The sequence below is a fragment of the Acidaminococcus sp. AM05-11 genome (genome assembly GCF_003472805.1).
Taxonomy (GTDB): domain Bacteria; phylum Bacillota; class Negativicutes; order Acidaminococcales; family Acidaminococcaceae; genus Acidaminococcus; species Acidaminococcus hominis.
This window is the reverse complement of record NZ_QRMX01000014.1, coordinates 1-19,492: the sequence shown is the minus strand read 5'-3', so window position 1 is coordinate 19,492 and position 19,492 is coordinate 1. Positions and strand designations below refer to the sequence as shown.

Here is a 19,492-nt window from a genome sequence, read left to right as displayed (position 1 = left end):
TGAGAGTGCTTATTTCCGGTTTTTGCCCTTCCCCTTGGCTTTGGTGCCGGCAGCTTCTTCCGGGGATATTTCCACAGGCTGGGGGGCAGGGGGCTTTTGGGTCCCGGCCCAGATAAACAGGGCGAGGGCCGCCAAAAAGAAGAACAGGCTGGTGACCTGGGCGGATTTCAGCCCAAAGAGCATGGGGCGTACGTAATCTCCCCGGAGAAATTCCAAAAAGAACCGGAGCAGGGAGTAGAGCATCACGTACAGGCAGCTGGGCTGGCCTTTTTTGGGACGGGTGGTCTGGAACAGCAGCAGGATGGCAAAGAGAATCACGTCAATCTGGCCTTCCCAGACCTCAGCGGGCCACAGAGGCGCATTGCCGTAGGTGCTGTGGGCCAGGGTGCCTTCCGGATAGAGCAGCCCGAAATTGCCGCCGGTGGGGTGGCCAAAGGCGTCCCCGTTTAGCAGGTTGGCCATGCGGCCGATGGACTGGCCGATGAACAGCGCTGGGCAGATGATATCCAGCATTTCCAGCCAATTCACCTTGTGATAGCGGCAGTACAGGGCGCCAGCCAAAACACCGCCTACGATGCCGCCCTGGATGGCCATGCCTCCCTGCCAGACGAAGGGGATTTCGCTGAGGTGGTGGCTGTAATAGGCCCAGTCAAAGAAGAAGACGTCCCAGAGCCGGGCGCCAACCAGGCCGCAGAAGCCGCCGTAGATGCCGATGTCCGGCAGGTACTGTTCCCAGCCCCGGCCATCCCGCCAGGCCAGGAAATACGCCACGGAGGAGGCCATAAAAATGGCGATGCACAGCATGATGCCGTACATACGGATGGGGAAATTTCCAATGAAAAATAGGTATTGATGCAAATTCAGGTGCCTCCTTTGGGGCTACAAAATCTTTACAGGCCGAAAGTCGATATAGTCTGCGGCTACCAGCCGGTACTGGGTGCCGTCCCGGACGCCCTGGAACAGGTTGAGAAAATGGGCGGCGTCTCCGTGGACGTGGCCGTAGATGCATTGTTCCACCTGGTACTTGCGGCACAGTTCCGTAAAGCCGGAGACTTCTTCGGGATTGTACAGGGGCGGGTAGTGGAGGGCGGCAATGAGATGCACCGCTCCGGCTGCCCGGGCACCGGCCAGGGAGCGCTCCAGCCGCTGGATTTCCCGGTTGTAGATCAGCTCGTCGTGTTCCCCGAACTGGGGCATGGAGGGCAGGTTCCAGCCCCGGGTGCCGCAGACGGCCACGTCCCCCTTTTGGTAAAAGGTATTGTGGAGAAAATGGATTTTCTCCGGTACGGCCTTTTGCATTTTGCTCAGGGACGTCCACCAATAATCGTGGTTTCCCTTTAAAATTACAATTTGCCCGGGCAGGGCGGCCAGGGCTCCCAGGTCCCGGCGGACGGCGTCCTCCAGTTCCATGGACCAGGAAGTATCCCCGCACAGCAGCATGGTGTCGTCCTCGGTCAGGGTTTCCTGCCAATTGGACAGCACTTTCTGGCGGTGGTGGAGCCACTGGTCTCCAAAGACTTCCATGGGCTTTGTAGGGGGTTCTCCTGAAAAATGCAGATCTCCCATGGCGTATAGAGCCATTTGTACCACTCCTTCCTGCGTTGACTTTATCCCATACGAAATATATAATAAATCTATTATACATGGGTAAAACCACTGTAATACTCATATGTTACTGAATTTCGGAGACTTATGCAAGGTGTACAGCTGGGTTTTCTTCTCTAGGAGGTATGTGCATGTTTAACGAAAAGTACGAGCCGCACGAGATTGAATCGCGCTGGCAAAAGTATTGGGCCGAGCACAAGACCTACAAGGTCAATAATGATGATCCCCGTCCCAAGTATTATGTGCTGGAAATGTTCCCTTATCCTTCCGGCAATCTGCATATGGGCCATGTCCGGAACTATTCCATCGGTGACGTGGTAGCCCGCTTCCGCACCATGCGGGGCTTTAATGTTCTCCATCCCATGGGCTGGGATTCCTTTGGCATGCCTGCCGAAAACGCAGCCATCAAACACCACATTCCCCCTGCCAAGTGGACCATGGAAAACATTGCCAACATGACCCGCCAGCAAAAAGAGCTGGGTCTGTCCTACGATTGGGACCGGGAAGTGACCACCTGCAAGGAAGATTACTACAAATGGACCCAGTGGTTCTTTGAACTGATGTACAAACGGGGCCTGGCTGTAAAGAAGGAAGCTGCCGTAAACTGGTGCGACCACTGCAACACGGTACTGGCCAACGAACAGGTTATCGACGGCAAATGCTGGCGCTGCGACAACCCGGTAGAGAAGAAGAACCTGTCCCAATGGTTCTTCAAGATTACCGATTACGCAGAACGGCTGCTGGAGGACCTGGATAAGCTGCCGGGCTGGCCCGAACGGGTAAAGACCATGCAGCGCAACTGGATTGGCCGCAGCGAAGGTCTGGAATTTGCCTTTGACTGCCCGGATCTGGGCACCAAACTGGCTGTGTACACCACCCGGCCGGATACCATCTACGGGGTTACCTTTGTGGTTATTCCGCCGGAACATCCGCTGGTAGCCAAACTGCTGGAAAACAACCCCAAGAAAGCTGAATTGGAAGCTTTCTGCGACAAAGTGCGCAATACCTCCGATATTGAAAGAACCTCCAGTGAATCGGAAAAACTGGGTATGTATACGGGTCACGACTGCATCCATCCGCTGACTGGCGAAAAGGTGCAGATCTGGATCACCAACTACGTACTGGTGGACTACGGCACCGGCGCTGTAATGGGCGTGCCCAGCGGCGACCATCGTGACTGGATGTTTGCCACCAAATACGGCATCAAGAAAATCCTGACCCTGCAGCCCAAGGACAAGGAACTGAAGCTGGAAGAAATGACCGACGCCTACGAAGAAAAAGACGGCGTGCTGGTCAACTCCGGTCCCTTCACCGGCATGGAAATGCACAAGGCTGTTGGCGCCATCATCGACTATATGGAAGAAAAGGGCCTGGGCAAGAGACGGGTGAACTACCGTCTGAGAGACTGGCTGATCAGCCGGCAGCGGTATTGGGGCTGCCCGATTCCTGTGGTCTACTGCCCTCACTGCGGCGAAGTGCTGGTTCCCGAAAAGGACCTGCCGGTACGGCTGCCCATCGATGTGAAGTTTGATGCCGGGGCCAAGTCTCCGCTGGCAACCAGCGAAGAATTCGTCAACTGCACCTGCCCCAAATGCGGCGGTCCTGCCAAACGGGAACTGGACACCATGGATACCTTCCTGTGTTCTTCCTGGTACTACCTGCGCTACACGGATCCCCACAATGACCAGGCTCCCTTCAGCGAGGAAGCGGTCAACCACTGGATGCCCGTGGACCAATACATTGGCGGCATTGAACACGCCATTCTCCATCTGCTGTACTCCCGTTTCTTCCTGAAGGTGCTCCACGATGCAGGCCTTGTGAAAGCGGACGAACCCTTCACCAACCTGCTGACCCAGGGCATGGTTATCAAAGACGGGGCCAAGATGAGCAAATCCATCGGCAACGTGGTTTCTCCGGAAGAAATCGTAGGCAAGTACGGCGCCGATACGGCCCGGCTGTTCATCATGTTCGCAGCTCCGGTAGAACGGGAACTGGAATGGAGTGACCAGGGCGTGGAAGGCTCCTTCCGCTTCCTGAACCGGGTATGGCGGATTGTGTACCACTTCAAAAATGAACTGGCTCAGCACGTGACCAGCTACGATACCCAGAACCTGAACGAACAGGATCAGGAACTGCGCCACATTCTGCACACCAGCATCAAGAAGATTACCGAGGACATCGACACCCGGTTCAACTTCAATACGGCCATCAGCACCATGATGGAACTGGTGAATGCCCTGTACGCCTACAAGGAAAAGGCAGAAAACGTCAATGCGGGCCTGATTTACGAAACCATTTCCAAGCTGCTCTTGGTGATGGCTCCCTTCGTGCCCCATATTACGGAAGAACTGTGGCATGATGCCATTGACAGCACCCAGAGCATCCATAAGGAACCCTGGCCCAGCTACGATCCGGAAGCCATCAAGGTCTCCGAGGTGGAAGTGCTGATCCAAATCAACGGCAAACCCAAGGTGCGGATCATGACGCCGGCTGAAATCACCAAGGAAGAGCTGGAAAAACTGGCCCTGGCCAATGGGGAAATCAAAAACGAAATCGGCGCCGGCAAAGTGGTGAAGGTAATTGCCGTTCCCGGCCGTCTGGTAAACATTGTCGTAAAGAAATAAGCAGGCTGCGCTAGACGCCTGGCAAAACTGTATATAGAAACTACCTACTCATATCCTGTACACATCGAACTCCGGGCAGATTCTTTCCTATCGAAACGACAGGAAGGGACCTGCCCTTTTTGCTGCAATAAAGGAGGTACCTATGAACTTATGGGAAAAGAAAAAATGGCTGGTGATTGGCGGCATTATTTTGGCTTGTCTGGGGTTTGGCCTGTGGGAACAGCAGCCCAGGGAGCTGCACCAGGGGACCCTGCCGGTAAGCCAGGAGGCGACGGAAACCCAGAAGCGGCGGGAAACGGCGAAAATCTGCGTGTATGTCAGCGGTGCGGTCCAGGCTCCGGGCCTGTACTACGTCAAGCCGGGCATCCGGTACCAGGAGGCCATTGTTCAGGCCGGGGGAATGACGGAAGACGCTGATGAAACCCGGGTGAACCTGGCCAAAAAGTGCAAGGACGGGTGCCAGGTGAATGTACCCTTTCAGAAGGGAACCAAAAATAAGAAAAGCAGCAGTAAGGGCAGCTTGGCAAAAAGCAGCTCCGGCAGCAGTTCCGGGGCGGCCGCAGGCGCCGCTGCCGGCACAGCCCTAACGGGCGGAAAGGTCAACGTAAACACGGCCACGGCGGAGGAACTGGAAAGCCTGCCGGGCATTGGTCCTTCCCTGGCCCAGCGGATCATTGCCCAGCGGCAGAAGGCATCGTTCCAGTCGGTGGAAGACCTGCTGCAGGTGTCCGGCATCGGCAGGGGCACCCTGGCCAAGTTCCAGGACCGGCTGGAGGTGTGAAATGAACGCCATGCTGCTGGCTTCGTTGGCGTTTGCGGCGGGAATTGCGGCAGGGGTAAACCAGGTGGTGCCCTGGCCGGTTTGGGCGGCTGTAACGGCAATTTTGGCCCTGGGGGCGCTGCTGGCGTCACCCCGGGTCCGGCAGAAACGGCTGCTGCTGGCGCTGTATCTGGGAACCGCTTTGGGGGCGGGAGGCCTTTTGGGAGGCAGGGCCGTCCCGGCAGCCCAGAGAATGGCCCATTTGGCGGACCGGCAGGTGGTCCTTACCGGGCGGCCGGTGCCGGGCTCCTTTTCCCAGGGACAGTACGGCTCCCTTTCCTTTCAGCTGGCGGAGTCCCGGGGAAGGGTCCGGGTATACCTAAAAAAGTGGCAGGGACCGCCTTCTTTTGGAGGCCTGGTCCAGGTTAGGGGCAAATTCCAGCCCCCGGATGGCTTCTACAATCCGGGGCAGCCCCGGCCGGAGGTCCAGGCGGCGGCCAACCGCCAGGGGGGCAGCCTCCAGGGAGAAGGGAAGGACCTGACTTTTCTCAGCCGGGAGGAAAACTGGCAGGAGAAAATTTATGGCTTTGGGGAAAAGCTGCGCCAGGGGGTGCGGGAGGCCATGGCGCCGGGGGACAGTGCGCTGCTGGAAGGGATGCTGCTGGGGGGCAGCCGGGCAATCGCGGCAGACACCCTGCGGCTGTTCCAGCGCTGCGGTCTCAGCCACCTGCTCTCGGTGTCGGGCAGCCACGTGGCCCTGTTTTTGGGGCTGCTGCTGACCCTGTGCAGGCAGCTGCGGCTGCCCCGTCCGGCGGTGGTGGTTTTGGGGCTGGGGTTCCTTTTGAGTTACACCATTCTCTGCGGGGTGCGGCCCTCCGTATGCCGGGCGGCCCTCTTGGGAGCGGGCGTGCTCCTGGGGCAGGTGCTGGACCGGCGGGCGGACGGAACGGCTTTCCTGGGCCTTGCTGCCATCCTCCTGCTGTCCTGGCATCCCTTTTGGATCTGGGATATCGGGTTCCAGCTCTCTTTTACGGCGGCCCTGGGCCTGATGCTGCTCCAGAAACCCGTGGCAGAACGCTTAAATAAATACTTAAACCTTCCCCTGAGTGAAGCACTTTCAGTTCCCCTCAGCGCCCAAGTGTTCAGCTTGCCGCTGCTCATTGCCCATTTTCATTTCCTATCACTTGTATCTGTCATCGCTAACATTATTTTGGTTCCACTGCTTTCTGTTTGCATGGCTGGGTCTGCTTTGGGAACCCTTTTATTTAACCTTGGCGGAGGGGTGCTGGGTCGTGTAATTCTGACAGGAACAGCGCAGCTATTAGGATTCTCCCTAGGTTTAGGGAAAATTCTGTCTAATTTGCCTGGGACCCAAGTGACCACTGGAAGTGGACTGTGGGGAGGAATGCTCCTGTATTTTCTCATTCTTTTTGCCATTTTTGGACCTTGGAAAAAACGCGAAAAAATGCAAAAATTAAGATTGTATACAGTATTATGTTCGGGTATTTCTCTCTGCATCCTATTTGCTTATAATTCTTGGCGTTCTCAGCCGTTCTCCGTATATTTTTTGGATGTGGGCCAGGGAGACTGCGCCTTGGTGGTAACCCCGGAAAGAGAAACAATTTTAATCGATACGGGAGGATTGACCAAAAATTTTGATACTGGGGAGAGAATCATCGTGCCCGTGCTCCGGCATCTGGGAATTGAATACATAGATGTTGCCATCCTTAGCCACGGGCACCATGACCACGCAGGAGGACTAGCTGGTGTGGCCCGGTGGGTAAAAATACATAAGCTTTTTTTGCCAGTGGAAAAGCCCAGTTCGGACGTGGAAAAAGCAATCAGAATCGGTACAAAATTCAAATCTGTCGAAATTGTATCCAAAATACGCACAAAGCAAACAATTAGGTTAAAACAATGTATAATATATGTTGTAGAAGCACCTAGTACAATAGGGGAAGGAGGCGACGCAAACGAAAGCTCTGCAGTGGTGCGTGTAAGTCATGGCACGGACAGTGTTCTGTTTACCGGCGATGCGCCAGTAAGTATTGAATTGTCCGCAGCCACTGCTCCGATTGCAAGCGATGTGCTGAAGGTATCCCACCACGGATCCCGGACTTCATCGGCAGAAGCTTTTTTGCAGGCGGTCCATCCCCGTTTGGCTGTCATCAGCGCAGGACGGAGAAACCGCTTTGGGCATCCCCACCAGGAAACCCTGGACAAACTCCACCGGTTAGCGATACCGGTGGCCAGGACGGATCAGCTGGGGGCCATCAAAGTGATTTTTGACGGTAATGGGCCCGAATGGGTTAGCTGCCGCTGGCAGCAAGAATTTTTCTAGGAGTGGATAGCGTGAATGTAGCAGCGGATCAATTCCTGGAAAGCCTGCGGCAAACTTCAGACCTGCCCCACGCAGTAATTATCTGGGGGGACGAGGACTATTACAAAAAAGCCGGCAAAGCTGCCTTAGGCAAACTCCTGAAGGAGAAGGCAGATGCCGAGGGTCAGGAAGTTTCCGTATGGAGATTCCAGGACAAGTTTGAAATCAACGCACTGCGGGAAGCCATCAACACGGAATCCTTCTTTGGGGGAATCAATTTTGTGCTTGTGGAAAACCCGTGGCTGCTGCCCAAGCATGGCGCTGGGGAGCAGAAAGGCAAGAAAAAAAGCACCGGGGGGAAAACTGACAAAGGGCAGACGGCAGTGCAGCAGTTCATGGAACTGCTCAGCGACGTGCCCGCATACACTTTTGTCCTTTGCTTGTGTCCGAAATTGGATAAGCGATCAGCCTTTTTCAAAAACATGAGCAAAGCCGTGGTATTGGCAGAATGCCCCACCCTCAAAGCATATCAATTGCGGCCCTGGTTACTGGAACAGGCGAATTCCTACGGAGCCCGGTTTAGTCCGGAGGCTCTGAACCTGGTCCTGGATTATGTCTCTGCTTTTGACACTGTACCCCTGCTGCAGTTGCAGCAGGAAATCGCCAAAGTGAACCTTTACGCAGGGCAGAGAAAAATCTGGCAGGCCGAAGATGTGCTGCAGATGTTTTCGCAGGCACCGGAAATTTCCGGTTTTGCCTTAGGGAACGCAGTGGAGGAACGGAACCTGACGAAGGTTTTGGACCTTCTGGCGGAAGAAAGAAAAAATGCCGGCAGCGGCGGGATTGTTCCCATTCAGCTCCGGCTGGTCTCCAGTATCCGCAAATTGCTTTTGGTAAAAGAAATGATGGAAAAAGGTGCTCGCCAAGAAACGATCACCGCCCAATTGAAGATGCATCCGTACGCTGTCAAGGTGACCATGGCCCATTGCAATAATTTTAGCCTTGAATCCTTACAAAAATGCATGGTCGCTTTAGCACAGACAGCGGCGGATTCTCGTCAAGGGGGACGGACCTGGTCGCGGCTTGAGGAAATTTTAATTGACTTGGTAGCAAAGAAGTGAATCAAAACAAAATATGAGTTGTTAGGGGGAAAAGCAAATGGCATTGGCAATGAATTCCTATCAAACTTTGGCCGTTGGTATTCTACTGTATTATTTAGGGAAATACCTGAAAGCCCATATCAAATTTTTGCAAACCTATTGTATTCCTAACCCTGTAATCGGCGGTATCCTGTTCGCCTTGGTCAACCTGGCCTTGCATCAATCCGGCGTTGGGCCAATCAAACTGGATACGGTGCAGCAGAGCTTCTTCATGAACATCTTCTTCACCAGTGTTGGTTTCTCCGCCAGCGTTGCGTTGCTGAAAAAAGGCGGCCGTGACGTACTGATTTTGACCATCATCTGCGCAGTTCTGATTACCTTACAGGATATCGTGGGTGTAGGCATGGCTTCTGCTTTTGGCCTGCAGCCTCTGCTGGGCCTGTGCGCAGGTTCCATTCCTCTGGTTGGCGGCCATGGTACTTCCGGTGCCTTTGGTCCTTTCCTGGAAAGCATTGGCGTGCAAAGAGCTACCACCGTGGCTATTGCCATGGCTACCTTCGGTTTGATTTCCGGTTCCTTGATGGGTGGTCCTATTGCCCACAAACTGCTGGTAAAACATAACCTGAGAAGCAAGGAAAACGAATCCGATCCTAACGGTGAAGGCAGCAACAGCATGGAAGAAAAAGTGGTCATCCCTATGACCGGCGAAAAAATCATGCTGGCTACCGGCGAAATCCTGGTTGCCATGGGTATTGGTACCATCGTTTCCAAAGGTTTCACCAGTGTTGGCCTGGTGTTCCCTGGGTACATCGGCTCCATGCTGGTTGCCGCTGTTATCCGGAACATTGCCGATAACGTTGACGGTCTGAACGTTCCTATGTCCGAAGTTGGTACCGTGGGTGATGTTGGTCTGAACATTTTCCTGTCCCTGGCCCTGATGAGCCTGAGAATTTGGGAACTGTTCGACATCGCTGGCGCACTGACCGCTATTGCAGTCGTTCAGGTTGTGGTAATGGCTTTCTTCACCTACTTCGTAGTATTCAATGTTATGGGCAGAGACTACGATGCAGCTGTTGAAGTATCCGCAGTCTGCGGTTTCGGTATGGGCGCTACGCCTAACGCCATGGCTAACATGAGTGCCATTACGGCTGTCTATGGTCCTGCTTCCCGTGCCTTCTTCTGTGTACCTCTGGTAGGCGCCATGTTCGTCGACTTTGTAAACTCCAGTATCATCATGACCTTCGTCAATATCTTCGGCTGATATTGAATCAGGCTCCTTTCGAGAAGGGCTTTCCCTGGGAAACCAGGGGAGGCTCTTCTTTTTTTGTTTTGAGTCAGCGGGCTAAATCGGAAACAGGGGGGCTGCGGCGGAAATTTGGCTGACAGGGCGGGCATTCTATAAAAAATCACCTGTCTAAGCGATGAAATTCGCTTGTAAGGAACGCTTTTTAAAAAATGGTAGGGGGGGAGATTTACCAATACAATAAAACGCCTGAAAAACGGAATTTGGGCTTTGTCCGCCGTCACTGCTTGGTGCTGCGGGGCTTTGGGGGCAGCAAAAGCAGCGGAAAAAAATGGGCTGCCCAGGGACGGCTGATTTCCAGCAGTCAGGGAATGTTTACCCGGCAGGACCCCAGGGCTGGCCTTGGCGGTGCTTTGTGTAGCTGCACCTCCAGGCATCTTACCCTGCTGGTTGGAAAGGTAAGCGGGGAAGAACTTTTGGCATAAGTGGGTGCAAAGCAGGGAAAAGGCCCGAGCGTAGGGCAATTTCCCTTGGCCGAAGGAAGTTCTTTGCCAATAAAACAAAAGAAGCTGTGAAAAATGAAAGATCATTTTTCACAGCTTCTTGGGGTGTTTGGTTTAATTTTCTTTGTGGGTGGCTTCTTGGGCCTCAGCCTGGGCTTTTTTGGCAGCCCATTCGGGAGGCAGGGTACCTTCCACATTGGGGGCGGTAAAGCCCCGGCCAAATACATCGTTGGTATCCTGTACGGTAACAAAGGCCATGGGGTCCACTTCCTTGATGATGGTGTTCAGGTGGGCCAGCTGGGTGAGCTTTACTACCACCAGAATAATATCCTGGGGCGCGTGGGAGTAGCCGCCTTCCCCGTGGAGGATGGTGATGCCCCGGTTGACCTCACTCATAATCCGCTGGCCGATTGCGTCGGACTGGCTGCTGATAATCAGCACCGTCTTCTTGTAGTCAAAGCCCAGCATAAAGAAGTTGGTGGCCTTAAAGGCCAGGAAGAAGATGACGGTGGAATAGAGCACCGGTTCCAGGCCGAAGAAAAATACGGCCACGGCCATCAGGAACAGGCTGTAGATAAAGTTGGTGGTGCTGACGCTGATGTTGTAGTATTTCTTGGTCATAAAGCCCAGAATGTCGATGCCTCCGGTGGAGGTTTCTGCCCGGTACACCAGGGCGCAGCCCAGACCTTCCATAACGCCGCCGGCAAGACAGGAGAGAAGGGGATCGTCCACATAGACCAAGGACTGGAGGAAAGAGGTGCCGTCCAGAACCACGGAGAAAATCAGGCTGCCTACCAGACTGTCAAAGCAGAAGAGCTTCCCTATGTAACGGTAGGCCAGGAAAAACAGGGGGATATTCATAAGAAAGCTGGTGGTACCGGCGGGCCATTGGAACAGATAGTACAGAATCATGGAAAGCCCAGCCAGGCCTCCGGAGAGAAAATGGTGCTGGAGAAAGAAACAGTTGATACTGGCGGCCATGAGCACACAGCCAAGGGTGGTCATGCCGTACTTGTAGAGTAGCTTGCCTGCAGCCATTCCAGCCTTACGTTTTTTTGTAGTGGTCACAAAATCGCCCCGCTTTCCTTCAGTTGAATTGTATATATTGTAGCACTTTTCGTATCAACTAGACAGAATATTTCAAAGGAAGAACAATATGCAAAAAAATCTCCAAAAACGTTCATAAAATCTCTTGCGGCAAAGAGCTAAACAGGCTACAATAGGAGAATATGCATACAAAATACGCAGGAAAGGGGCGATGCCGATGAAGCAGGAAGCATACGGGAAAATCAACCTAGGATTAAAAGTCACAGAAAAACGAGCGGATGGATTTCACACCGTGGATATGATTATGCAAAGCATATCCCTGTGTGATACCATTTCCCTGGAGACAGCCGAACGTTTCGGTATGCGGACGGACGATCCGTCCCTTCCCTGCGATGAACGGAACCTGATGGTGAAGGCGGCCCTGGCCTTCCAAAGAAAGACGGGGTGCAGCCTGAAGGTCCAACTGGAATGCCAGAAACGGATTTTCCAGGCAGCAGGGCTGGCAGGAGGCAGTACGGACGCTGCGGCGGTACTGCGGCTGCTCAACAAGTATTACGGCAGTCCCCTGAGCCTGGAAGAACTGGAAACCGTGGGAGCAGAGGTGGGCAGTGATGTGCCTTTCTGCATCCGGGGCGGTACCCAAAGGGCCCGGGGCCGGGGCGAGCTGATGACGGTGCTGCCAGCAGCACCGGAGCTCCAGCTGGTACTCCTAAAGCCCAGGGAACTGGCAGTTTCCACGGCCTGGGTCTACCAGGAAATCGACAAGGTAAAACACAGGCAGCCCCAGAATATTGACGGGCTGGAGGCAGCCCTGAGGGCCGGTGACCGGAAAGCCCTGCTGGAGCAGCTGGGCAACGACCTGGAAGCTGTTACCCTAAGAAAATACCCGCTGCTTCAGGAAATGTCCCAGGCCCTAAAGGACCAGGGGGCAGAGAAGGTCCTGATGAGCGGCAGCGGTCCCACCTTATTTGGCATTTTTCCCAGCGGGGCAGCCGCCCAAACGGCAGCCCAGGCGCTGCGCCGGCAATACCCGGACGCAGAATTATTAGCAGCACGAACTGTACAGGAGGTTAATTGATATGGTGCAGCATTTGAATCAGATTCCTTTGGATAACTACAAGCCCTTACGGGAAGTGGTGGTGGAAAACATCCGCAACGCCATTGTCAGCGGGCAGTTTCCCCCGGGCATGCGCCTGATGGAGCTGCACCTGGCCAAGGACATGGGGGTCAGCCGGACTCCCGTGCGGGAAGCCATCCGCAAAATGGAACTGGAAGGTCTGGTAGTGATGATTCCCCGCCGGGGCGCCTACGTGGCCAATATTTCCATTAAGGATATCAATGAAGTGTACGAAATCCGCATTGCCCTGGACGTATTGGCGGCAGGGCTGGCAGCGGAACGGATCAACGACGAGGAAATTGCCGAAATGAAGCGGCTGCTGAAACTGGATGAGCCTCTCATTGCTTCCCGGGATTTCCCCAAGATTATCGAAAATGATACGGCTTTCCACGACGTAATCTACAAGGCCAGCCGGAACAAACGGCTGATCAATATTGTCAGCAACCTGCGGGAGCAGATTACCACCATCCGCGGCCGGTCCATGCCGTACCCCGGCAGACTGGAAACCATGGGTGAGGAGCATAAGGAAATCATGGAGGCCATTGGCAGCCGGAATGTGGAACGGTCCCAAAAGGCCGTACGGGTCCACCTGGAAAACGCGGAAAGAACCCTTTTGAAGGTCATCGAGGAACAGAACCTGATGCCTTCTGGAGAAGATGAAAAGAAAGAGGTTAAATAATGGCTAGAATCAAACGTTTGGAACGCATTGTGGCACTGACCAAGGAATTGACGGACCATCCTTTTCAGCTGTATCCTTTCTCTTATTTCTGCGAAAAATTTACGGTAGCAAAATCGACTTTGAGTGAAGACGTGCAGACCGTGCGCAACGGGCTGTCCGCTTACGATTTGGGCATCATTGAAACGGTGGCCGGGGCCAGCGGCGGAGTGCGCTTTATCCCGTACCACACCACTGATTCCAACAACAAATTTCTGGCCGACCTGGCGGAAAAGCTCAACGATCCCAGCCGGGTACTGCCCGGCGGCATGATTTATATGAATGACCTGCTGTTCAATCCCCAGATTGCTTCCCGGCTGGGTGAAATCATTATGCAGCGGTCCCTGGACCTGAAGCCGGAATATATTATGACTGTGGAAGCCAAGGGGATTCCTCTGGCCCTTAGTACGGCCAGAGCCTTCAATATTCCCATGGTCATGGCCCGGAAGGAAGCCCGGATTACGGAAGGCCCGGCAGTGAGCATCAGCTATCTGTCCGGCTCTACCAAAAAAATCCAGTCCATGTCCCTGCCCCGGAAAGCCCTGCCCTTTAAGGCCAAGGTGCTGATCATCGATGACTTTATGCGGGGCGGCGGTACGGCCAGCGGTCTGCGGGAGCTGGCGGACGAGGTGGAAGCCGAGGTAGTGGGTACGTTCCTGTTCATCGCTTCCAAAGAACCGGCCAAAAAGGCCGTTACGGATTATGCTTCCCTCCTGACCCTGCGCAGCGTGGACGAAAAGAACAAGGTCATTGATATCGTTCCGGAGCTGTTCTAAGGAGAAGACGCAAGTTTTTACCATTGCTTACGGGACCCCAAGGGTCCACACAAAAAAACATTACATCACCAAGGAGCATCCTGTCATGACTGAATTGCTTGCTTTGAAAGACATTCAGGCTGCCCGGGAAAGACTGGCAGACCTGGTTCACAAAACACCCCTGGAGGGAAGCCATACCTTCAGTAAGATTGCGGGGCGTGAGGTTTATCTGAAATTGGAAAATCTTCAGCGGACAGGGTCCTTCAAGGTACGCGGTGCCTCCAACTGCATTTTGACGCTGACGGAAGAACAAAAGAGCCGGGGCATTATTGCAGCCTCTGCCGGCAACCATGCCCAAGGGGTGGCCCTGGGCGGCACCATGGCGGGCTGCAAATCCACGGTGGTCATGCCGGAAGCGGCTCCTTTGGCCAAGGTGGAAGCTACCAAGGGCTATGGGGCAGAAGTTGTCCTTTATGGGAAAACTTTCGACGCTTCCCTGGGAAAGGCACAGGAAATCCAAAAGGAAACTGGTGCATATTTTATCCACCCTTATGATGATCCGGCCGTGATGGCTGGCCAGGGTACCATTGGCCTGGAAATCCTGGAACAAAATCCGGAGCTGGACAGCATTGTGGTGCCTGTAGGGGGCGGCGGCCTGCTGGCTGGGATTGCGGCTGCAGTGAAGCAGACCAATCCCAGGGTCAAGGTCTATGGGGTACAGACGGAGCAGGCTCCGGCCATGTATCTCAGCAAAAAAGAAGGCTACTGGGTAAGCCATCCAGCCAGCAAAACCATTGCCGACGGAATTGCCGTGGGCCTGCCGGGAAAACTGACCTGGGAAGTCATCAACCAGTACGTGGATGATATGCTGCTGGTCAAGGAAGAAGACATTGCAGCTGCTATGCTGCTAATGCTGGAACGGGACAAGATGGTGGTGGAAGGTGCCGGAGCTACGCCGCTGGCAGCCATTCTGCACCATATCGTACCCGGTTCTGACAAGACCGCCGCGGTAATCAGCGGGGGCAATATTGACGTGAATACCATTTCCCGGATTATTGAAAAGGGGCTGATCCGCACAGGCCGCCGGATCAAGCTGACCACCTGGATGGCGGACCGTCCCGGGGAACTGGTAAAATTTATTACCCACCTGGAAAAACTCCAGGTAAATATCCTGTACATCAACCATGTCCGGGCCGACCGGTCCGTTGCCTTGGGAGAAACCCGGGTGGAAATGGATGTGGAGACCCGGAATCAGGAACACGTACAGGAAGTGGCGCGCCATTTGCGGCAAGCCGGCTATAAAATCGAAATCAAATAGAACTACAGGAAGAACTAGGAGGCTGGAATTATGGCAGAATTGGCTGCGATTATTCTTGCAGCAGGCAAGGGAACCCGGATGAAATCCAAGCTCCCGAAAGTATTGCATCAGGTATGCGGCAAACCCATGCTGGAACACGTGCTGGAAGCAGCAGATGAGGCAGGGGCGGACGATAAGGTAGTGATTGTGGGCTTTGGCTCCGAAAAGGTGACGGATTTTCTGGGTACCCGGGCCCGGGTGGCTATCCAGTCCGAGCAGCTGGGTACAGGGCACGCCGTGCTCCAGACCAGGGACCTTTTGGGTACGGAACCGGGAACAGCCCTGATTCTCTGCGGAGATACGCCGCTTTTGGAAGGGGCAGAACTGAAGAAGTTCTACGAGACCCATCTGGCAAGCGGGGCAGGCGTCAGCGTGCTGACGGCTATAGCTCCGGAGCCTTTTGGCTACGGCCGCATTCTCCGGAATGAGCTGGGCCAGGTAACGGGCATTGTGGAAGAAAAAGATGCCACGCCGGAGCAGCGGAAAATCCAGGAAATCAATACGGGAATCTACTGCGCGGAAATGCCTCTGTTGTTTAAACTGCTGGGCCATCTGTCCAACGACAACGCCCAGGGGGAATATTACCTGACAGATATCCTGGACCTGTGCCGGAAAGCGGGCAGAACCGTAGCTGGTATCCGCACCGAGGATTTTGACATGGTCATGGGCATCAACTCCCGCCGGCAACTGGCCCAGGCCCAAAAGGTCATGAACGCCCGGCTGCTGGACAAGCTGATGGACGAAGGGGTGACCGTGATGGACCCTGCCAGCACCTTTGTGGAAAAAGACGTAAGGGTGGGCCGGGACTCCGTGCTGTATCCCTTTACCTGGCTGGAAGGGGAAACGGAAATCGGGGAGGACTGTGAAGTAGGTCCCCAGGTCCGGCTGACCAATGTAAAAGTGGGAAATGGCACCCATATCCAATTTACCTACGGCCACGACTGCCAGGTAGGCAATGGCGTTACCATGGGACCCTACGACCATCTGCGGCCCAATACCGTTATTGGCGACAAGGTGAAAATGGGCAACTTTGTGGAAGTGAAAAATTCCACCGTTGGCGTGGGCACCAAATTGCCCCATCTCCAGTATATTGGGGACAGTGACATTGGCAGCGGGGTCAACATTGGCTGCGGCTGCATTACCGTCAACTACAACGGAAAAATCAAACAGCGCACCACCATTGAGGACGATGCCTTTGTGGGCTGCAACAGCAATCTGGTGGCGCCGGTAACCATCGGCAAAGGCAGCTATATTGCGGCTGGCTCTACCATTACCAAGGATGTTCCGGAGAATGCACTGGGGGTTGCCCGGGGCAAACAAGTGAACATTCCGGATTGGGCAGAGAAGTATCGCAAAAAATAACGGTTGTCTTATGCTTGAATGAGTTGTATACTTTGTAAGAGTATTAACAAGAATATAGCTGTGGGGGTATTAAAAGTATGTTGGGTGATAAAACAGGCGAAGACATGAAAATCTTTTCCGGCAACGCCAATCCTGATCTGGCGCGGGAAATCGCAGCTTATCTGGGAACCCAGGTAGGCGACGCTGTCATCAACCGTTTCAACAATGGTGAAGTACAGGTCATGATCAATGAGAGTGTCCGTGGCAAGGATGTATTTGTTATCCAACCTACTTGCGGACCTGCCGTAAATGACAACATCATGGAACTGCTGATTATGTGCGACGCTTTCAAGAGAGCCAGCGCCAGACACATTACGGCGGTAGTGCCTTTTTATGGCTATGCTCGTCAGGACAGAAAAGCCAGAGGCCGTGAACCGATTACGGCAAAACTGATGGCTGATCTGATGACCGTGTCCGGGATTACCCGGCTGGTTACCATCGATCTGCACGCAGCCCAAATCCAGGGCTTCTTCGATATTCCCGTGGATCATATGCCCGGCGGCCCGATTCTGGCCGACTATATCAAAGAGAAAAACTTTGCTCCGGAAGAAATGGTTGTGGTTTCTCCCGACCTGGGCGGTGTGAGCCGTGCCCGGAACATTGCAACCCGTCTGAATTGCGGGATTGCCATTATCGATAAGAGACGCCCGGAACCGGGTGTTGCTGAAGTTATGAATCTGATCGGCAACGTAGACGGCAAGATTGCCATCATGGTTGACGATATTGTGGATACCGCCGGTTCTCTGACCGAAGGTGCCAAGGCCCTGAAGAAGTTTGGTGCCAAGGAAATTTATGCTTGCTGCACCCATCCTATTCTGACGGATCCTGCCCTCAGCCGGATTGCCCAATCCAGCATCAAAGAGCTGATTGTGACCAACACGATCCCGCTGCCTCCCAACAAGAAGCATCCGAAAATCACCGTGCTGTCCGTGGCTCCGATTCTGGCAGAAACCATTCTGCGCATCTACAATCAGTTGTCCATCAGCCAATTGTTTGAAATTTAACAGTAGTATCAAAGAAGGCTGCCTAAGCGCAGCCTTCTTTTCGTCAGTGCCCCTAAGAAATAGGGGAAAAGTATGATTGAGGAGTTAGAAAATATGAAGTTAGTGGTTGCCTTAGGCAATATCGGCAAGGAATATGAGGGGACCCGGCACAACATCGGATTTATGACCGCGGATGTGCTGGCGGACCGGTGGAAGGAACAAAGCGGCTGGCGGAAGGCGGACAACGCCTTTTACCTGGAACGGCGAATGCCGGAAAAATGCTTTCTCATCAAGCCCACCACCTACATGAACAGCAGCGGGGCTGCGGTTGCGGATTTTGCTAATTTCTACCATATTGCGCCGGAAGACATTTTGGTGGTCCAGGACGATATGGACCTGCCGGTGGGCACCCTGCGGATTCGCCGGAAAGGGTCTTCCGGGGGCCACAATGGACTGAAGTCCATTGAACGGGCCATCGGCAGTCAGGCCTATCCCAGAATCAAGGTGGGCATCGGCCACCCGGTGCACCAGGAGCAGGCGGTGATATCCCATGTTCTTCACCCTTTCCAGGGGGAAGACAAGGCCAAAATCCAGGAAGCGGTGAAAGCAGCTGCTGACGCCGTGGAAAAGTGGCTGGCCGGGGCGGAAATCAGCGACCTGATGCAGGAATTCAACAAGAAGGCAGCGAAAGAGTAAAGCAGCAGACAGCCTAAAGTTTGGAGAGGAGCAGCAGCATGCAGAAAATTCGTAAGGCAGTGATTCCGGCAGCAGGCTTCGGGACCCGGTTTTTACCGGAAACCAAGGCCATGCCCAAAGAAATGCTTCCCATTGTGGATAAACCCACCATCCAGTACATTGTGGAAGAAATCCGCAGCAGCGGCATTGACCAGATCTTGATTATTTCCGGCCATGCCAAGCGGGCCATTGAAGACCATTTCGATTCTTCCCCGGAACTGGAGCAGCATTTGTACGAAAGCGGCAAGGTGAACCTGCTGAAGGAAATCCGGAAGATTTCCGACATCAAGATCCACTACGTGCGGCAAAAGTATATGCGGGGCTTGGGGGACGCCATTTTGTGCGCCAAGGATTTTATTGACGGCGAACCCTTTGGGGTTATCCTGGGAGATGATATTGTCTATACCGGGGACAAGGAGCCGGCCCTGCGCCAGCTAATGGATCAGTACGACAAGACCGGAGGTACGGTGATCGGCTGCCAGACGGTGCAGCCGGAACAGGTATCTTCCTACGGCATCATTGACGGGCTGGCCACCGATGACCCCAACCTGCTGAAGGTGCGGGATATGGTGGAAAAACCCAGTGTGGAGGAGGCACCCAGCCGCTTTGCTGCCCTGGGCCGCTACGTGATTACCCCGGATGTGTTTGAGATTCTGGAGCAGACCCAGCCCGGGAAGGGAGGAGAAATCCAACTGACGGATGCCCTGCGGGTCATGGCCCATAACGAGGCTGTCTATGCCTACAATTTCCAGGGTCAGCGGTACGATACCGGGGACAAACTGGGGTATCTGAAGGCTACGGTGGAATTTGCCCTGCGCCGGGAGGATTTGGGTCCGGCCTTTAAGGAATATCTGCTGGGCCTATTGCAGGATAAGAAATAGGCGTACAGAAGTACAGCTGCTCTGAATGCATAAAATTCGCTTGTGGACGGGAAATACTGTTTGGCATAGACGCAGGTGTAGCTGTGCTCTCAAAAATGGTTATAAGCGAAATTTGGGCGGAATAGCCCTATAGAAAATTGGAAGGGGCTGTGAAAAAGTTAAACTTCCTCAGTCAGCCATGCTGGCTGACAGCTCCTTCACGCTTGAAGGAGCCATTCGTACCCGTAAGGTTTCCAGTGTTTATCAATACTAGCACTATAGTTCAGACATTAGTTGACTAGCAGTGGGCTAGTATGCCTCCGTCAAGCTGGTATGCTATGAATAAAGTAGACTGGCATATAGTTAA

The 19,492-nt window shown here is 54.0% G+C and carries 17 protein-coding genes; 14 read left to right on the top strand and 3 right to left on the bottom strand.

The features are described 5' to 3' along the window. Window positions 1-9 precede the first annotated feature (9 nt). Window positions 10-858: a prolipoprotein diacylglyceryl transferase gene (gene lgt / locus DW089_RS07815; RefSeq protein WP_105325988.1), complete on the bottom strand. Its 849-nt coding sequence runs from the start codon at window positions 856-858 to the stop codon at window positions 10-12. Between the two features lie 21 nt (window positions 859-879). Continuing rightward, entirely contained in the window at window positions 880-1,566 is a 687-nt protein-coding gene (locus tag DW089_RS07810; RefSeq protein WP_255419950.1) for a metallophosphoesterase, read from the bottom strand. A gap of 170 nt (window positions 1,567-1,736) precedes the next feature. Here DW089_RS07810 and leuS point away from each other — a divergent pair, with 170 nt between their 5' ends. The 6 genes from leuS (at window position 1,737) to DW089_RS07780 (ending at window position 10,137) form a co-directional block, all read left to right on the top strand. Next, window positions 1,737-4,229 carry a leucine--tRNA ligase gene (gene leuS, locus DW089_RS07805; RefSeq protein WP_105325986.1) on the top strand — a complete coding sequence of 831 codons (2,493 nt, stop codon included), beginning with the start codon at window positions 1,737-1,739 and terminating at the stop codon, window positions 4,227-4,229. 142 nt (window positions 4,230-4,371) lie between these two features. Then, the gene (locus DW089_RS07800; protein ID WP_105325985.1) at window positions 4,372-5,010 is read left to right on the top strand and encodes a ComEA family DNA-binding protein; all 639 of its coding nucleotides are present in this window, start codon (window positions 4,372-4,374) and stop codon (window positions 5,008-5,010) included. 1 nt (window position 5,011) lies between these two features. Continuing rightward, on the top strand, window positions 5,012-7,330 hold the full coding sequence (locus tag DW089_RS07795) for a DNA internalization-related competence protein ComEC/Rec2 (RefSeq protein WP_105325984.1): 2,319 nt from the start codon (window positions 5,012-5,014) through the stop codon (window positions 7,328-7,330). Window positions 7,331-7,332: 2 nt separating this feature from the next. Beyond that, entirely contained in the window at window positions 7,333-8,430 is a 1,098-nt protein-coding gene (holA, locus tag DW089_RS07790; protein ID WP_370450907.1) for a DNA polymerase III subunit delta, read from the top strand. Window positions 8,431-8,467: 37 nt separating this feature from the next. Beyond that, on the top strand, window positions 8,468-9,670 hold the full coding sequence (gene gltS, locus DW089_RS07785) for a sodium/glutamate symporter (protein ID WP_105325982.1): 1,203 nt from the start codon (window positions 8,468-8,470) through the stop codon (window positions 9,668-9,670). A gap of 194 nt (window positions 9,671-9,864) precedes the next feature. Next, window positions 9,865-10,137 (top strand): hypothetical protein, encoded by a 273-nt coding sequence (locus DW089_RS07780; protein ID WP_118287033.1) that lies wholly within the window; start codon window positions 9,865-9,867, stop codon window positions 10,135-10,137. A gap of 132 nt (window positions 10,138-10,269) precedes the next feature. Here DW089_RS07780 and DW089_RS07775 read toward each other — a convergent pair whose 3' ends face one another. Continuing rightward, entirely contained in the window at window positions 10,270-11,223 is a 954-nt protein-coding gene (locus tag DW089_RS07775; RefSeq protein ID WP_231086443.1) for a YitT family protein, read from the bottom strand. A 190-nt stretch (window positions 11,224-11,413) separates the two neighbouring features. Here DW089_RS07775 and ispE point away from each other — a divergent pair, with 190 nt between their 5' ends. From ispE to galU, 8 genes are all read left to right on the top strand, one after another. Then, the gene (gene ispE, locus DW089_RS07770; RefSeq protein WP_105327510.1) at window positions 11,414-12,280 is read left to right on the top strand and encodes a 4-(cytidine 5'-diphospho)-2-C-methyl-D-erythritol kinase; all 867 of its coding nucleotides are present in this window, start codon (window positions 11,414-11,416) and stop codon (window positions 12,278-12,280) included. Window position 12,281: 1 nt separating this feature from the next. Next, window positions 12,282-12,998, top strand: a complete 717-nt coding sequence (locus tag DW089_RS07765; RefSeq protein WP_105327509.1) for a GntR family transcriptional regulator — start codon at window positions 12,282-12,284, stop codon at window positions 12,996-12,998. Continuing rightward, the gene (gene purR / locus DW089_RS07760; protein WP_105327508.1) at window positions 12,998-13,810 is read left to right on the top strand and encodes a pur operon repressor; all 813 of its coding nucleotides are present in this window, start codon (window positions 12,998-13,000) and stop codon (window positions 13,808-13,810) included. The genes DW089_RS07765 and purR overlap by 1 nt, the downstream gene beginning before the upstream one ends. An 85-nt stretch (window positions 13,811-13,895) precedes the next feature. Then, window positions 13,896-15,107 carry a threonine ammonia-lyase gene (gene ilvA, locus DW089_RS07755; RefSeq protein ID WP_118287032.1) on the top strand — a complete coding sequence of 404 codons (1,212 nt, stop codon included), beginning with the start codon at window positions 13,896-13,898 and terminating at the stop codon, window positions 15,105-15,107. A gap of 30 nt (window positions 15,108-15,137) precedes the next feature. Continuing rightward, a complete protein-coding gene (gene glmU, locus DW089_RS07750) occupies window positions 15,138-16,508 on the top strand; it encodes a bifunctional UDP-N-acetylglucosamine diphosphorylase/glucosamine-1-phosphate N-acetyltransferase GlmU (protein ID WP_105325966.1) in 1,371 nt (456 codons plus the stop codon). A 77-nt stretch (window positions 16,509-16,585) separates the two neighbouring features. Continuing rightward, window positions 16,586-17,551, top strand: a complete 966-nt coding sequence (locus tag DW089_RS07745) for a ribose-phosphate pyrophosphokinase (protein WP_105325965.1) — start codon at window positions 16,586-16,588, stop codon at window positions 17,549-17,551. 93 nt (window positions 17,552-17,644) lie between these two features. Continuing rightward, window positions 17,645-18,226, top strand: coding sequence for an aminoacyl-tRNA hydrolase (pth, locus tag DW089_RS07740; protein ID WP_105325964.1), 582 nt, complete (start codon window positions 17,645-17,647; stop codon window positions 18,224-18,226). Between the two features lie 38 nt (window positions 18,227-18,264). Next, the gene (galU, locus tag DW089_RS07735) at window positions 18,265-19,146 is read left to right on the top strand and encodes a UTP--glucose-1-phosphate uridylyltransferase GalU (RefSeq protein WP_105325963.1); all 882 of its coding nucleotides are present in this window, start codon (window positions 18,265-18,267) and stop codon (window positions 19,144-19,146) included. The last annotated feature ends 346 nt before the right edge of the window (window positions 19,147-19,492 follow it).

Excerpts from the sequence above, each read along its gene's own strand:
- leuS (WP_105325986.1), top strand. The coding sequence starts at position 1,737 with ATGTTTAACGAAAAGTACGAGCCGCACGAGATTGAATCGCGCTGGCAA.
- DW089_RS07795 (WP_105325984.1), top strand. The coding sequence starts at position 5,012 with ATGAACGCCATGCTGCTGGCTTCGTTGGCGTTTGCGGCGGGAATTGCG.
- ispE (WP_105327510.1), top strand. The coding sequence starts at position 11,414 with ATGCCGATGAAGCAGGAAGCATACGGGAAAATCAACCTAGGATTAAAA.
- ilvA (WP_118287032.1), top strand. The coding sequence starts at position 13,896 with ATGACTGAATTGCTTGCTTTGAAAGACATTCAGGCTGCCCGGGAAAGA.
- purR (WP_105327508.1), top strand. The coding sequence starts at position 12,998 with ATGGCTAGAATCAAACGTTTGGAACGCATTGTGGCACTGACCAAGGAA.
- DW089_RS07780 (WP_118287033.1), top strand. The coding sequence starts at position 9,865 with ATGGTAGGGGGGGAGATTTACCAATACAATAAAACGCCTGAAAAACGG.
- DW089_RS07765 (WP_105327509.1), top strand. The coding sequence starts at position 12,282 with ATGGTGCAGCATTTGAATCAGATTCCTTTGGATAACTACAAGCCCTTA.
- DW089_RS07810 (WP_255419950.1), bottom strand. The coding sequence starts at position 1,566 with ATGGGAGATCTGCATTTTTCAGGAGAACCCCCTACAAAGCCCATGGAA.
- gltS (WP_105325982.1), top strand. The coding sequence starts at position 8,468 with ATGGCATTGGCAATGAATTCCTATCAAACTTTGGCCGTTGGTATTCTA.
- DW089_RS07745 (WP_105325965.1), top strand. The coding sequence starts at position 16,586 with ATGTTGGGTGATAAAACAGGCGAAGACATGAAAATCTTTTCCGGCAAC.
- DW089_RS07800 (WP_105325985.1), top strand. The coding sequence starts at position 4,372 with ATGAACTTATGGGAAAAGAAAAAATGGCTGGTGATTGGCGGCATTATT.
- glmU (WP_105325966.1), top strand. The coding sequence starts at position 15,138 with ATGGCAGAATTGGCTGCGATTATTCTTGCAGCAGGCAAGGGAACCCGG.
- galU (WP_105325963.1), top strand. The coding sequence starts at position 18,265 with ATGCAGAAAATTCGTAAGGCAGTGATTCCGGCAGCAGGCTTCGGGACC.
- pth (WP_105325964.1), top strand. The coding sequence starts at position 17,645 with ATGAAGTTAGTGGTTGCCTTAGGCAATATCGGCAAGGAATATGAGGGG.